The 14,066-nt window shown below is 70.3% G+C and carries 8 protein-coding genes; 4 read left to right on the forward strand and 4 right to left on the reverse strand.

What is annotated here, in order from left to right; genetic code table 11:
* Nucleotides 1-17: 17 nt before the first annotated feature.
* Entirely contained in the window at nt 18-3,344 is a 3,327-nt protein-coding gene (locus tag OG289_RS42920) for a putative bifunctional diguanylate cyclase/phosphodiesterase (protein WP_327319412.1), read from the reverse strand.
* Between the two features lie 225 nt (nt 3,345-3,569).
* Here OG289_RS42920 and OG289_RS42925 point away from each other — a divergent pair, with 225 nt between their 5' ends.
* Entirely contained in the window at nt 3,570-4,760 is a 1,191-nt protein-coding gene (locus OG289_RS42925) for an MFS transporter (RefSeq protein ID WP_327319413.1), read from the forward strand.
* A 370-nt stretch (nt 4,761-5,130) separates the two neighbouring features.
* Here the strand turns inward: OG289_RS42925 and OG289_RS42930 are convergent, their stop codons facing one another.
* The 3 genes from OG289_RS42930 to galE form a co-directional block, all read right to left on the reverse strand.
* A complete protein-coding gene (locus OG289_RS42930) occupies nt 5,131-5,904 on the reverse strand; it encodes a TetR/AcrR family transcriptional regulator (protein ID WP_327319414.1) in 774 nt (257 codons plus the stop codon).
* A 229-nt stretch (nt 5,905-6,133) separates the two neighbouring features.
* Nucleotides 6,134-9,310, reverse strand: coding sequence for a putative bifunctional diguanylate cyclase/phosphodiesterase (locus OG289_RS42935; RefSeq protein ID WP_327319415.1), 3,177 nt, complete (start codon nt 9,308-9,310; stop codon nt 6,134-6,136).
* A 157-nt stretch (nt 9,311-9,467) separates the two neighbouring features.
* Entirely contained in the window at nt 9,468-10,622 is a 1,155-nt protein-coding gene (gene galE / locus OG289_RS42940) for a UDP-glucose 4-epimerase GalE (protein WP_327319416.1), read from the reverse strand.
* A 513-nt stretch (nt 10,623-11,135) separates the two neighbouring features.
* On the opposite strand from galE, the gene OG289_RS42945 reads away from it, so the two are divergent.
* The 3 genes from OG289_RS42945 (at nt 11,136) to OG289_RS42955 (ending at nt 14,066) form a co-directional block, all read left to right on the forward strand.
* On the forward strand, nt 11,136-12,122 hold the full coding sequence (locus OG289_RS42945) for an aldo/keto reductase (protein WP_327319417.1): 987 nt from the start codon (nt 11,136-11,138) through the stop codon (nt 12,120-12,122).
* 47 nt (nt 12,123-12,169) lie between these two features.
* The gene (locus OG289_RS42950; RefSeq protein ID WP_327319418.1) at nt 12,170-12,742 is read left to right on the forward strand and encodes a TetR/AcrR family transcriptional regulator; all 573 of its coding nucleotides are present in this window, start codon (nt 12,170-12,172) and stop codon (nt 12,740-12,742) included.
* 145 nt (nt 12,743-12,887) lie between these two features.
* The gene (locus OG289_RS42955) at nt 12,888-14,066 is read left to right on the forward strand and encodes an acyl-CoA dehydrogenase family protein (RefSeq protein ID WP_327319419.1); all 1,179 of its coding nucleotides are present in this window, start codon (nt 12,888-12,890) and stop codon (nt 14,064-14,066) included.

Below are 14,066 nucleotides of genomic sequence, written 5' to 3' on the forward strand. Positions count from 1 at the left end.
GGAGAGGGCCGCCGCCATCACCGCTTCCCCTCCGCGGGCGCCCCGGGCACTCCGGCCAGGCGGACGAGCGGCGGCGCGAGGACGAGGTGTTGCGCCTCTGCGGCGCTGACCGGCTCGGCGAAGAGGTACCCCTGACCGAGTCGGCAGCCCATGGAGATCAGCAACTCCTGCTGCCTCGCGTTCTCCACTCCTTCGGCGATCACGGTGAGGCCGAGTGTGTCGGCGAGATGTGTGATGCCCTCGACCAAAGCGTACTGCTCGGGCGAGCGCCCGAGTTGGTCGATGAACGACTTGTCGATCTTGAGTATCGAGATCGGGAACTCACGCAGATAGCTCAGCGACGAGTAGCCCGTTCCGAAATCGTCGATCGCGAAGCGGATGCCGAGATCGGTGAGCGAACTCATCTCAGCCAGGATGCGCTCGTCGTTGTACATCAGCACACTCTCGGTCAGTTCCAATACGAGAGACGACGGGTCGATGCCGGAGAATTGCAGGGCGCGCCGGACCACGTTGTGGAACTCGTCGTCCCGGAACTGACGCGGCGACACGTTCACGCTGACGTAGGGTGCGTTGTGGTCGGCCGTCCCGTGGTCCAGCACGGAGTCCTCCCACCGGACAGCCTCGGCCGCGGCCTGATCAAGCACCCAGGCGCCGAGCGGGACGATCTGCCCGCTCTCCTCGGCCAGCGTGATGAACTGCTCCGGCAGCACCATGCCGCGCGTGGAGTGGGGCCAGCGAACGAGCGCCTCGAAGCCGGCGATCCGCCCGCTGGCCAGGTCCACGATGGGCTGGTAAAGCACCATGAACGACGTCTCGATCGACGAACTGTCCAGGCCCTCCTGCAACTTGGCGCGCTCGGCCATGCCGCTCTGCAGCTCCGGGTGGTAGCTGCGCCACTGGCGCTTGCCCGCCGTCTTCGCCGCGTACAGGGCGAGATCGGCGTGTGTCAGCAGTTCGACCGAGTCGATGCTGTCCTCCGTCGTCGCGACGCCGACGCTGGCGTACGTGCTCACCGGGCCCACACTGAGCCGGAACGGCTCGGCGAACACGGTCATCACGTGTTCGGTGAACTTCTCCACGCCCGTCGGGGTGACGGAGCCCTCCACCAGGAGTGCGAACTCGTCGCCGCCGATGCGCGCGGCGGTGTCGGAGGCACGGACGGTGGTCTGCAGCCGGAGCGACAGCGCGACCAGGAGTTCGTCGCCCACACCGTGGCCGTGTATGTCGTTGACGACCTTGAAGTCGTCCACGTCGACGAAGAGCACGCCGACCACCGTGCCCTCGCGCTGAGCCTGCGTCAGGGCGTGGTTGACCCGTTCCTGGAAGAGCACGCGGTTGGCCAGGCCGGTGAGCGAGTCATGGAACGCCTGGTGGGTGAGTTCGCGTTCGAGCTTGCGCTGCTCGGTCACGTCCCGCAGGGTGAGCACCACCCCGCCGACGGTGGCCTCCTCGCGCAGGTCGCTCCATCTCACCTCGACCTCGATGGTCGCGCGGTCGGTGCGGACCATGCGCCAGTGCTCGCGTCTGCTCTGGTACTCGCGGCTCCGTATCCGGCCGAGCGTCTCGACCACCGCGCGGCTGTCCTGCGGCGGCACCAGATCGATGAGCTGGGTGCCCTCCAGGTTCGGAACGCCCAGCACCTGGTCGGCGGAGGGGCTGGCGTAACGGACCCGGTCGTCCTCGTCGAGGATCAGGATGACGTCGGAGGCGTTCTGCACCAGTGTGCGGAAGTACATCTCGCTGTTGCGCCGGTTGACTTCCTCGGCGAGCGCGACCCTCGCCACGGCAAGTGCCGTCTGCGCAGCGAGAGTCGCCAGTGTGTCGCGGAACACCAGCAGCTCGTGCTCGTCCCCGGCCACGATCAGTGCCCCGATCAGTGGATCGCCAGAGGGGTGATCCTGCGAGGTGAGCGGGCAGACCAGCGCATGGCCGGTGCGGGTCGGCTCCTCGTCCGGGCCCGTGAGGCGGGCGGCAAGATCGGGCCCCGCACCGTCGAGGGCCACCAGACTTGTCTCGCCGGACGCGATCAGTTCCCGTACGGCTGCGGTCACCGGCGCGGACAGCGGCCCGCGTACGCCGACGTGCGGCCCGTTCAACCAGAGCGTGTCGTCCGGCACGGTGAGCAGCGCGGAACGCGGTGGGCCGTGCGACATCAGCTCCGTCACCACGCGGTGCACGGCGGCGGCCACATCCCGCAGATCGCCCGCTCCGCCCAGCGACGACACCGCGTTGCGCAGCACCTTCTCCCGGCCGACCGCCCGCCGGTGGGTCGCCACCACGCCCGCCAGACGGTAGAGCACGAGGAGGAAGAGCACCGCGGAGAACACCCCGATGACGCCGACGCTGGAACTCACGCCGCGCACCGCCTCCGTCAGGAGGATGGCCGGCGCGATCAACGATGCCAGGGTGAGCAGGCTCAGCCGGCCCATGCCGGTCTCGGCGCGCCAAGGCACCGGCTGGGTCAGCGAACGCATGGTCGGATCGAGCGCGGCGGCCGCCCAGGCGCCGTACAGGACGGCCCAGCCGAGATCGACCGCGGTACCCGTGCGCCAGGTCCCGTTCAGTTGAATCAGGCCGTAGGCCACGTCGGCTGTGAGCAGGCCGACAGTGCCCGCGGTGAGCAGCATGAGCGAGCGGCTCTTGCCGCCACCGCCGGCGAGCAGGCGCAGCAGCATCGCCAGTACGAGGATGTCGCCGAGCGGATAGGCGATGGAGAACGCCTTCTGCACCCAGGTGAGACCCTCGAGGTGGGCGTACGGATCGATGAGGAAGAGCCACGACACCAGCGCCAGGCCGACTGTCAGCGTCAGCGCGTCGACGAGGCTCGCGCGGTCGCGCCAACTCGTGCGCCAGTGCACGAAGCCCAGCAGCCCGGCCGCATAGAGCGGATATGCCGCGAGATAGAAGCCGTCGGCGATCGATGGGAAAGGGATCTGCTCATGGGACAACTGGATGAGGACGATCTGGGCGGTCTGGCCCGCGGCGAAGGCAAGGTTTCCCGCGGCGAGCAACAGCCAGGGGAGTCGATGAGCGGGGCGATTGAGAAGAATGCCCAGGGCAATACCGATAACGCCGGTCGCCCCAATGGCGACGAATATCAGCCGCTGGGCCGGGAATATGTAGTAGAACGCCGTCAGCACCACGATGCATGTGCTGACAGTAGCCATCACGGCCTGGCTTCGCAGTCGCGCCTTCATCCCGACTAACCTCCTGGGAGGGCCACTTGTCGAGTGGGCCGAGCTGGGCGAACGGCACCGGGCGACGGCGGCGAAGCCCGTAGGATCGGGCTGGCAAAGGAGAATTCTCCGGGGTGCCGGGACTCGGCTCCGGTCGCCTGTGAACACGATCGCTGCTATACGCGGTCGGCGTTGTGCGGGCTCCTTCTCGCCGGGACATCGACGTGTCTTCCATCAAGCTAACTCGGCTCACCATTTCCCGCACGTGCAGGGCGAGATACCGCGTCGCGTCGCGACGTACCGCGCCCTGCGTGAAAATGGAGCACAAGGAGGATGTGGTAACCGGACCGGATCCGCCCAGCGACGATCGGCTCCTGACGGAGCGTGGAGTCCATGCTCTCCGATTACCGCCGGATCTTCTCTCCTGCAGGCAGTCTGCTCTTCTCCACCGCAGGCTTCGTCTCACGCCTTCCGCAGTCGATGATCGGCGTCGGCATCGTCATCATGCTGTCGCAGCGCGGCGGTGAGTACTGGCTCGCCGGCTCGGTCTCCGCCACGCAGGCGCTCGCCACCGCGCCGATCGGACCGCAGATCTCCCGGCTGGTCGACCGTCATGGCCAGCGCCGGGTCGTCCTCCCGGCGATGGCCGTGACGGTCGCCGCCATCTGTGCGCTGCTGCTGTGCGCCCGGTACGCCGCTCCGGCCTGGGCGCTGTACGTCGCGGCGGCGGTAGCGGGCTGCATGCCCAGCATGGGCGCGCTCGTCAGGTCCCGCTGGGCGGAGATCCACCGGGAGTCACCGCGGCTGCTGCACACCGCGTACTCGCTGGAGTCGGTGCTCGACGAGGTGGTCTACGTCGTCGGCCCGATCCTGACGATCACGCTGTCTTCCAGGGTCGGCGCCGAGGCCGGACCGCTGACGGCCGCGGTCCTGCTCGCCGTCGGTGTCCTGCTGTTCGCCGCCCAGGGGCGTACGGAACCGCCGGTGTGCACCGAGCCGCAACGCGGCGGGGGAAGCGCGCTGCGCATTCCGGGGCTCGGCCTGTCGGTGCTGACGGCGACGTGGGTGGGCGCGTCCTACGGTTCGGTGGAGGTCGTGACGGTGGCGTTCGCCGACGCACACCACCACAAGGCGCTCTCCGGCCTGCTGCTGGGCGTGTACGCGCTGGGCTCGGGCCTGGCGGGCGCGGTCTTCGGCGCGATCAGGCCGCGGGGGGCGATCACGCGGCGGTTGCTGGTCAGCGTCTGTGCGATGGTGGTGACGATGGCTCCGCTGCTGTTCGCGCCGGGTCTCGCGGTGCTGGCGGGGATGCTCTTCATGGCGGGCATGTCCATCGCGCCGGTCCTGATCACCACGATGGGGCTGGTGGGCCACCTGGCGCCGGCCGCCCGGCTCACCGAGAGCATCACCTGGATCGTCTCAGGCCTCTCCGCCGGGGTGGCGCTGGGCTACGCCGCGGCCGGGTGGGTGGTCGATGCGGCGGAGGCCTCGGCAGGCTACTGGGTGCCGTGTACGGCGGGCCTGCTTGCTGCCATGACGGTCTCTCTGGGCCTGCCGTGTCTGGCCCGCGCCGGTGTGAAGTGAGTGCGGTCGGGGTGCCGCCGTGCGTGATGGGGCGCCCGGCGCGGTCGACGGTGGCACGGCGTGGCTTTTGGGTGCCGTGTACGGCGGGCCTGCTTGCCGCCATGACGGTCTCCCTGGGCCTGCCGTGTCTGGCCCGCGCCGGTGTGAAGTGAGTGCGGTCGGGGTGCCGTCGTGCGTGATGGGGCGCCCGGTGCGGTCGACGGTGGCACGGCGTGGCTGCGGGCTCCCGCGAAGATCCGGAGCGGGGAGCCGACGACGTCCCTGACAACGCCGATGCGCAGAGCGCGCCGACCCTACGACGCAGTGCGCGGCGGCCCTGATGGTCGAGCCTCCGTCGGACCCGGAGCGGTTCACCGCTTCAGAGCGGGCGCTATTGCTCCCTGCGGTCCGCCCGGGTGAGACGGTCGAGCAGGGCGTCCAGCCCGGCGGTCAATCCCTCGAGCCCGCCCGGCTCGGCGAGGGCCGGGGCGGCCTGACGGAGTCTGGGCAGTTCCTGGGGCGACATGCGGTGCAGGCCGAGGCGGAACGCGGGGTCGGGCTCTTCGGGGTTGTCCACCATCGGCTGCAGCTCCACGGACACATAGCCCAGCAGCCAGGCGGTGAAGGCACGGAAGACGGCGGCGGTGGTGGCCTCGTCGAACCCGGCCTCCAGCAGCAGAGCGAGCAAGCGCTCGTGGTTCCTGAGGACGGCAGCGGGGCGCTGCGCCAGCGGAACGGCCAGCATGCGCGTGGCCAGCAGCGGTACCGCCTGAGGATGAGTGAGGCAGACGTCGTACATCGTCCGTGCGACGCGATGGAGTCCGGTGCGCCACGCAGGCGCGTCGGCGGCGGCGGCGGCGGAGGCCTCGGGCTCGGGCTCGGCGGCCAGCCGTTCCTCCAGCTCGAGGTACAGCGCCTCGACCAGTCCGTCCAGCAGGGCGTCCTTGCTCGCCGCGTACCGGTAGAGCGCCATGGCCTCCACGCCGAGCTCGGCGCCCAGCCGGCGCATGCTCAGCGCGCTCAGGCCCTCCCGGTCCACCAGTTCCAGAGCGCTGGCCAGGACGCGTTCCCGGCTCAGCCGGCCGTAGCGGCCGCGGTCACTGGCCCGGCGCGCCGGCGCGGGGTCCACGTCCTTGCCCCGTGCCTCGGCCTGCTCCTTGGCCATGTCCTGCCTCCAACGGTCGGGCCGTGTCGTGCTGCGCCTGTGTCGACTCTAGGTCGTTCCTGGTCGGCGGGGGGTGAGGCCGGGCCTTGAAGATGCCGCTCAGCGTCGGCGTCGGACCGGCGTTGACCCGGGTACTGCCGGACGGCGGGCTCGACGGCGTCCATGATCGCGGGGTCCCGGGCGAAGCCGGGGCAGGTGCGCGGTCGTGGTCCTTCCCAGTCCCGAGGCCTCAGTCCCGAGGCGACGCCCGTTCTCCGCCCTTCCGGCGCAGCACGGCCTCGCCCTGCTCCACCGTCATCGGCTGCGCGTAAAGGTACCCCTGCCCGAACCGGCACCCGATGTCTGCCAACACCTCTTGCTGTGCCGGCTCCTCGATGCCCTCGGCGATCACCTCGAGGCCGAGTGTGTCGGCGAGGCGGATGATTCCCTCGACGAGCGCCACCTGCCGGGCATTGCGCGTGATGTCGTCGATGAACGTCTTGTCGATCTTGAGTACGTCGACGGGGAACTCCCTGAGGTAGCGCAGCGACGAGAATCCGCTGCCGAAGTCGTCGACCGCGATGCGTACCCCTAGGTCCTTCAGCGCCAGGACAAGCGCGTCGATCTCTGTGTCCCGCTGCATGAGCACCGACTCGGTGATTTCCAACAGCAGCGTGCCCGGGACGAGACCGGGGGTGGCGAGAGCGCTGCACACCTCGTCGTAGAACTCCGTGCCGTGCCACTGCCGGGCGGACACGTTGACGCTGACGTACGGCGCCGGCGACCGCTGGGCGCTGCGCTGCAACCACGCGATGTCGGCTGTGGCGTGATGCAGCACCCAGGCGCCCAGGGGTGAGATCTGCCCGCTCTCCTCGGCGAGTGGGATGAACTGGTCCGGCGGGACCATGCCGTACCGCAAGTGCGGCCAGCGGACCAGGGCCTCGAAGCCGACGACGTCACCTGCGGTGATGTCCACCACCGGCTGGTAGCGCAGGGCGAACTCCCCTCTGTTGACCGCGTCGTTCAGCCGCGCCTGGAGTTCGTGGCGCTCCACCATGCGGACGCGCTGCTGGGGCCGGAAGCGGCGCCACTGGCGCTTCCCGGCGGCCTTGGCCGCGTACAGGGCCAGATCGGCGAGCGCCAGCAGCTCTTCCGCGTCCGTGCTGTCCCTGGCGGTGGCCACACCCACGCTGGCCGAGACGCTCACCGAGTCGCTGGCCAGTTGGAAGGGCTGATTGAGTGTCTGGATCACCTGCGCGGCCAGGAGTTCGGCGTCGAGGGGCTGCTTCACGTCCTCCATCAGTACCGCGAACTCGTCGCCGCCCAGCCGGGCGGCGGTGTCGCTGCGGCGCAGCATCCTCGACAGACGCTCGCCCACGGCGCCCAGGAGCCGGTCGCCGACCGAGTGGCCCAGCGTGTCGTTGACGTTCTTGAAGTCGTCCAGGTCGATGAAGAGCAGACAGGTGACGGCCGGATCCCGGCGGGCGCGCAGCAGTGCGCGCTCGGTCCGCTCCAGCAGCAGGGTCCGGTTGGGCAGCCCGGTCAGGGAGTCGTGGAAGGCCCGTTGGGTGAGTTCGTGCTCCAGCCTGCGCTGTTCGGTGACGTCCCGGAGTGTGACGACCAGACCGCCCACGGTGATGTCGTGCCGCAGATCACGGCATCTCACGTCCACCTCGATGCGGTCCGTTCCCTCGGTGTCCTCCGTGTCCTCCGTGGCCGGGGTCACCCACCAGTTGTCGTGGACTTCCTGTTGCCCGTCGCTCACCAGAGCCGTCACGGTCCGGTCCACCCGGCCCCGGTCCCGGGGGTCCACCAGTTCCCGCAGCCGCGAACCGATCAGCTCGACGCGGCCGAACACGGCACGCGCCGACGGACTGGCGTAGCGGACGGTCGTGTCCTCGTTGACGATGAGGATGACGTCCGAGGCGTTGTGCACCAGGGTGCGGAAGTACGCCTCGCTCTCCTTGTGGATGATCTCCTGCCGGAGGGCGAGGCGTTCCGTCGCCAGCCCCGCGTGCGAGGCGAGGATCCCCAGCGAGTCGCGTATCTCGGTGAGCTGACGCTCGGGTCCCGCCGCCACCAGCACGCCCGGAAGCTCGCCGCCGACCGGGCGGGCCGGCTGGACCAAGGGACAGAGCAGCGCCATGGGCAGCCCCTCGAGCCGGTCGGTGATGTCCGGGACGAGGGCGGCGACGGGAACCATGACGTCGCGGTAGCGGGCGGAGTCGGCAGGCCCGTCCCGGGGAGATGCGGCGCTCTGGGTGACGTCCCGTTGCTCGGTGCCGGTGGAGCCGAGGCGCGTGTACAGCGACTGTGCGTCCCGGCCCGGCAGGAGCATGGTGGCGTGCCGGACGTTCGGCCCGAACAACGCACTGACCGCGGTGTCGCAGGCGCGCGCTACGTCCTCCGGCCAGACTGCCGCCACCAGGGAGGCGGACGCCGTGCGCAGTTCCCGTTCCCGCACGACGATCTTGCGATGCGCCACGACCATCACGGCCAGCCGCAGGATCACCAACAGGAACAGCACGGCGGAGAAGGCGGCCACCACCGACGCGTCGTCCACGTTGCCGACGAGTTTCTCGTGGACCAGGACCGTGGGCGCGATCAGCGTGGCCCCGGTGAGCAGCAGCAGTCGGCGCCAGGGCGGCAACAGGGACGAGGACAGGGACTGGGCCGGGGACTCCGGCGCGGTCAGCTCCGCCATGGAGGGGTGCAGAGCGGCCAGCCCGTACGCGGTGCAGAAGACGATCCCCCCCGCTTCCAGGGGCGTGCCGGCCTGCCACCTGCCGTTGAGGTGGAGGATCCCGTAGGCGATGTCGAAGCAGAGCAGGGTGAGGGTGCCCAGGGCGAGCAGTCGTACGGCGCCGTTGCGGCCGGACACGGGGCGGGGGGTGAGCAGCCGGACCAGCAGCGCCAGCACCAGAACGTCGCCCAGCGGGTAGGCGATGCTGATCGCCCGCTGCTGCCAGGTCAGGCCCTCCAGCTCGGCGGAGGGCTCTGCCAGGTAGACCCACACAGGCAGGGCGAGCCCGGCTGTGACGATCAGTGCGTCCAGCAGGCTGGACAGGTCGCGGTCCGCCCGGCGGTGCCGGACCAGGCCGAAGAGCCCCGTGGCGACGAGCGGGTAGACGGCGAGGTAGCAGGCGTCCGACGGCGACGGGAACGACTGGGAGGCGTGGAAGTACGTCTCCCGCACGTGGTAGAAGGCGTCGCCCGCGGCGAAGGCCAGCAGCCCGGCAGCGAGCATCCACCACGGCCGGCGGTGCGCGGGCCGGTGGACGTGGACACCGGTGGCGACGGCGACGCCACCTCCCAGCCCGATGACAGCCCAGAGCGGAGAACGCAGCTCAGGGAAGGTCATGTACAGGGAGGTAAACACGCCGACCAGCGCGACATAGGCGGCCATCAGCCGATGGGACAGCAGCAAGAGCAAGCGCCTCCCCTGGGCGGAGGACACCGGGGGCTGCCTCGGAGCATCAACTTGTGCTCTTCGTATAGAGCATAGGCACCCATGCGTGTCCCTTGCATCTCCTCACGCGGTCTCCCCGGACGGGGGCGGCGCACGTAACCGACGGCTGCTCGTCCTACGGGTCGTACCACTCCTCCCTCTCCGGCCGCCGTGCGGAGCCCGCGTAGCCATGCGGGTTGAGCCGCTGGAAGTGCCAGGAGTCCCGGCACATGTCGGCGAGGTTCCGCTTGGGGCGCCAGCCCCAGGCGCGCTCCACGGCGGTCGCGTCGGCGACGACTTCGGCGACGTCGCCGGGGCGGCGGGGCATGACCTCGTACGGAACGGGTCTGCCGCATGCCCGGGAGAACGCGGCGACGACATCGAGGACCGAACTGCCCTTGCCGGCACCCAGGTTGTACACGTGCATGCCCGGTCCGTCGGCTAGATGGTCGAGCGCGACGCGGTGTGCCTCGACGGTGTCCATGACGTGGAGGTAGCCACGGACCGCGGTGCCGTCGTGCGTGGGGTAGTCGCCACCGAAAACGGGGAGGCGGCTGTGGCGGCCGACGGCCACCTGAGCCATGTGCGGCATCAGGTTGTCCGGTGTGCCGCGGGGGTCCTCGCCGAGCAGTCCGCTGGAGTGGGCACCGGCCGAGTTGCCGGACCGCAGGCACAGCACGGTGTATTCCGGGCAGCGGCGGCAGACGTCGGCGAGCATCTGTTCGCAGATCCACTTGGCGGCTGCGTAGGGACTGGTGGGCCGCGCGGGGGTGGTCTCCGTCAGCGGCCTGCCTCCGGCGTCGCCGTAGACGGAGCAGGACGAGGCGTACACGAGCTGGTGCACCCCGTGCTCGTGCATGGTCCGCAGCAGGGTGGTGGTGCCGCCGACGATGGAGTCGTAGTACTGGACGGGCATCCGTGTCGACCTGCCCACGGCCTTGTGCGCGGCGAAGTGCACGACGGCGTCCACAGAGTGTCGGTCGAAGGCGGCCGAGAGGGAGCGGCGATCACGGATGTCCAGTTCGTAGACGGCGCCGACGAAGCGGCCGGCCAGCCGTTCCACGCGGGAGAGGACCTGGGGTGTGCTGTTGGAGTAGTCGTCCACCACGATCAACTCGTAGCCGTGGTCCAGCAGGGCCACGCAGGCGTGGCTGCCGATGAAGCCGGCCCCGCCGGTGACGAGGACCGTGGACGGCGCGGTCTTGGGTCCCCGCTCCGGCCGGACCGTGTCCGGCCGGGCGCCGCCGGGAGTTCCGCCGAGCCGGGGGACGTCACCGTCCGGAAACGACACAGATCGGCGCTTCCTCCCGGAGGGAGCCGAGGACGGTTCGCTCCACGCCATAGCGGGACGCTCCTGTGTCTTACGAGGTATATATACGTCGTAAATCCAACTGTCCTCCCCGGCGCGTCCCAGAGTCAAGGGTCGCCGGAGAGCGTCATGGAAGGCCGGGGCGAAGCGGCCCGCCGGGTCCCAGGAGGACCTGGTGGGCGTGGCTGCCCTCCCGCCGTCCGGTCGCCGGTCCCGATGCCTCGGTGGGCGAAGGCATCGGTCGGTTCGCTCACCCGTGGTCCGCCGTCGGCGGCCCGGCAGGGCCAGTACGCCGTCGCACCGTCGACGGGACGGTCATCCGATACCGGACCCCGACGAGACTGCAAGGCGGGCGGCGGGCGGCGGGCTGGTCGAACGGAGGGGTGAGCGGCACCGGATGAGGTAAAGCGCTTGCCCTGAAGTGCGCTTCAAGCGGAAGACTCCCTTTCGGGCCGGAGAGGACGGACCGACACCGGCCGAACGGGAGGATCCACCATGAAGTACCGCACGATAGGCGCCGACCCGGCCACCCGCCGCGAGGTCAGCGTGCTCGCGCTCGGGGCGATGCTGTTCGGCTCGGTGACGGACGAGGCGACGTCCTTCGCGATACTCGACCGGTACGTCGAGGCCGGCGGGAACTTCGTCGACACGTCCGACAACTACGCCTTCTGGACCGACGGCGGCCAGGGCGGCCAGAGCGAGGAGCTGCTCGGCCGGTGGCGGCGCAGCCGGGGCGTCGGTGACGAGATCGTCTTCGCCACCAAGCTCGGCGCCCGCCCCCTGGCCCCCGGTACCGGCTACACGGACAACGCGGAGGGTCTCTCGGCGAAGGTGATCCGCGAGTCCGCCGAACGCAGCCGGGACCGGCTCGGCGTCGAGAAGCTGGACCTGCTCTACGCGCACATCGACGACCACGCCGTCCCGCAGCGCGAGACCGTCGAGGGCTTCGCCGAGCTCGTCGCGGAGGGCACGGTCGGCCTGCTCGGGGTGAGCAACCAGGCCATGTGGCGGGTGGAGCGGGCCCGCGCCCTGGCCGCCGCGGCCGGACTGCCCGGCTACGAGGTGCTCCAGTACCAGCACAGCCACCTGCGCCCGCGCACCGACATCCCCGACGACCTCTTTCCCGACGGCAGCCTCGGACACGCCGGCCCGGAACTCCTCGGCTATCTGCGGGCGGAGCCCGGCCTGACCCTTGTCGCGTACTCCCCGCTGCTCAAGGGCGCGTACACCCGCCGGGACCGGCCGCTGCCGCCGGACTACGACCACCCGGGAACCCCGGCCCGCCTCGCCGTCCTGCGCGAGGTCGCCCGGGAGACCGGCGCGAGCGTCAACCAGGTCGTGCTGGCCTGGCAGTTGGGCGGGGAACCGGCGATCGTCCCGCTGGCCGGGGCGTCGTCGGTGGCGCAGCTGGAGGAGAACCTGGCCGCCGTCGACCTGGAGCTGACCGGGGACCAGCGCTCCCGGCTGGACGCCGCGCACTGACGACCGGGGAGTGACCGGAGAGTAACCAGGGAGGCTAGGCTGGGATCATGCCGTCCCCCCGCCGCACCGCCAGACAGGCCGACCTGCTGGAACGCCTTGTCGCGCTGCTGACGGCGGAGGGCTTCTCGGACCTCACCCTGGACGACCTCGCCGAGCGGCTGCGCTGCTCCAAGACGACCCTGTACCAGCTCGCCCGCAGCAAGCAGGGGCTGGTCGTGGAGGCGGTCAAGCACTACTTCCGCGGGGCGACCGAGGCCGTCGAGAAGCGGGTGGCGCAGACGGACGACCCCTCGGACCGGGTCCGCGTGTACCTGACCGCCGTGGCCGAACAACTGCGCCCGCTCTCGCGCCGGTTCCTCGACGACGTGGCGGACTTCCCGCCCGCCCGTGAGGTGTACGAGGCCAACACGCGGATGGCCGCGGAGCGGGTGCGCCGGCTGATCGCGGAGGGTGTCTCGGACGGCGCCTTCCGCGAGGTGCACACCGCGTTCGTCGGCGAGGTCGCCGCCGCGACCATGCGGCAGATCCAGCAGGGCGAGCTCCAGGCCCGCACCGGGCTGACCGACGCGGAGGCCTACGAACAGCTCGCCTCGCTGATCGTGCACGCCGTTTCTTCCTGACACCCGGTTCCTGACACCCGGTTCCTGACACCCGGCCGGTGGCGGAGTGCCGCCCCGCACCTTCTTGCCGTACTGTGAATGATACGTTCGTACGCACTCCAGTATCATTCCCAGTACTCGCCTGTACTCCTACGTGGAGGTCACCATGCCTGCCACTCGCGCCCTGCCGACCGAGGAAGCCGTCGAGCTCATCCAGCTCACCCGCACCCTCGCCGCCAAGGAACTCGCACCCCGGGTCATCGACGCGGAGGCGGACGGAGCGTTCCCCCGGGACGTCTTCCGCACCCTCGGGCGCAGCGGCCTGCTCGGGCTTCCCTTCGCCGAGGAGGACGGCGGGGCGGGTCAGCCCTACGAGGTCTACCTCCAGGTGCTGGAGGAGGTCGCCGCGGTCTGGTCGAGCGTCGCCGTGGGCATCTCCGTGCACGCCCTGTCCTGCTTCCCGCTGGCCCGCTTCGGAACCGAGGAGCAGCGGCGCAGGTGGCTGCCGGACATGCTCGGCGGAGAGCTGCTCGGCGCGTACTGCCTGTCCGAGCCGCACGCCGGCTCCGACCCGGCGGCCATGCTCACCCGCGCGGTCCGCGAGGGCGACGAGTACGTTCTGAACGGCACCAAGGCCTGGACCACGCACGGCGGTTACGCCGACTTCTACACGGTCATGGCCCGCACCTCCGACGACCGCGCGCACGGCATCTCCTGCTTCCTGGTTCCGGCAGGCACCACCGGGCTCAGCGCCGACCCGCCGGAGCGGAAGATGGGCCTGACGGGCTCGGCGACCGCCACCATGCGGCTGGAGGACGTCCGGGTGCCCGTCGAGCGCCGGATAGGGGAGGAGGGGCAGGGCCTGAAGATCGCGCTCGCCTCCCTCGACTGCGGCCGTCTGGGCATCTCGGCCGTCGCCACCGGCCTCGCCCAGGGAGCCCTCGACCACGCGGTGCGCTACGCGCGTGAGCGGGAGACGTTCGGCAAGCCGATCATCGAGCACCAGGGCCTGGCGTTCGTGCTGGCCGACATGGGCGCCGCGATCGAGTCGGCGCGGGCCACCGCCCTGTCCGCCGCGCGGTTGAAGGACCTCGGCCTGCCCTTCACACGGGAGGCGTCGATCGCCAAACTCGTGGCCACGGACAATGCCATGAAGGTGACCACGGACGCCGTGCAGGTCCTCGGGGGGTACGGGTACACACGTGACTTCCCGGTGGAGCGCTATATGCGCGAGGCCAAGGTCATGCAGATCTTCGAAGGAACCAACCAGATCCAGCGCATGATCATCTCCCGTGCGCTGGACCGTGACGAGGGCGGTGTGCTCACCGTCCTCGGCAAGGAGTGA

The organism is Streptomyces sp. NBC_01235 (assembly GCF_035989285.1).
Taxonomy (GTDB): domain Bacteria; phylum Actinomycetota; class Actinomycetes; order Streptomycetales; family Streptomycetaceae; genus Streptomyces.

Excerpts from the sequence above, each read along its gene's own strand:
- OG289_RS42925 (WP_327319413.1), top strand. The coding sequence starts at position 3,570 with ATGCTCTCCGATTACCGCCGGATCTTCTCTCCTGCAGGCAGTCTGCTC.
- OG289_RS42930 (WP_327319414.1), bottom strand. The coding sequence starts at position 5,904 with ATGGCCAAGGAGCAGGCCGAGGCACGGGGCAAGGACGTGGACCCCGCG.
- OG289_RS42945 (WP_327319417.1), top strand. The coding sequence starts at position 11,136 with ATGAAGTACCGCACGATAGGCGCCGACCCGGCCACCCGCCGCGAGGTC.
- OG289_RS42950 (WP_327319418.1), top strand. The coding sequence starts at position 12,170 with ATGCCGTCCCCCCGCCGCACCGCCAGACAGGCCGACCTGCTGGAACGC.
- OG289_RS42955 (WP_327319419.1), top strand. The coding sequence starts at position 12,888 with ATGCCTGCCACTCGCGCCCTGCCGACCGAGGAAGCCGTCGAGCTCATC.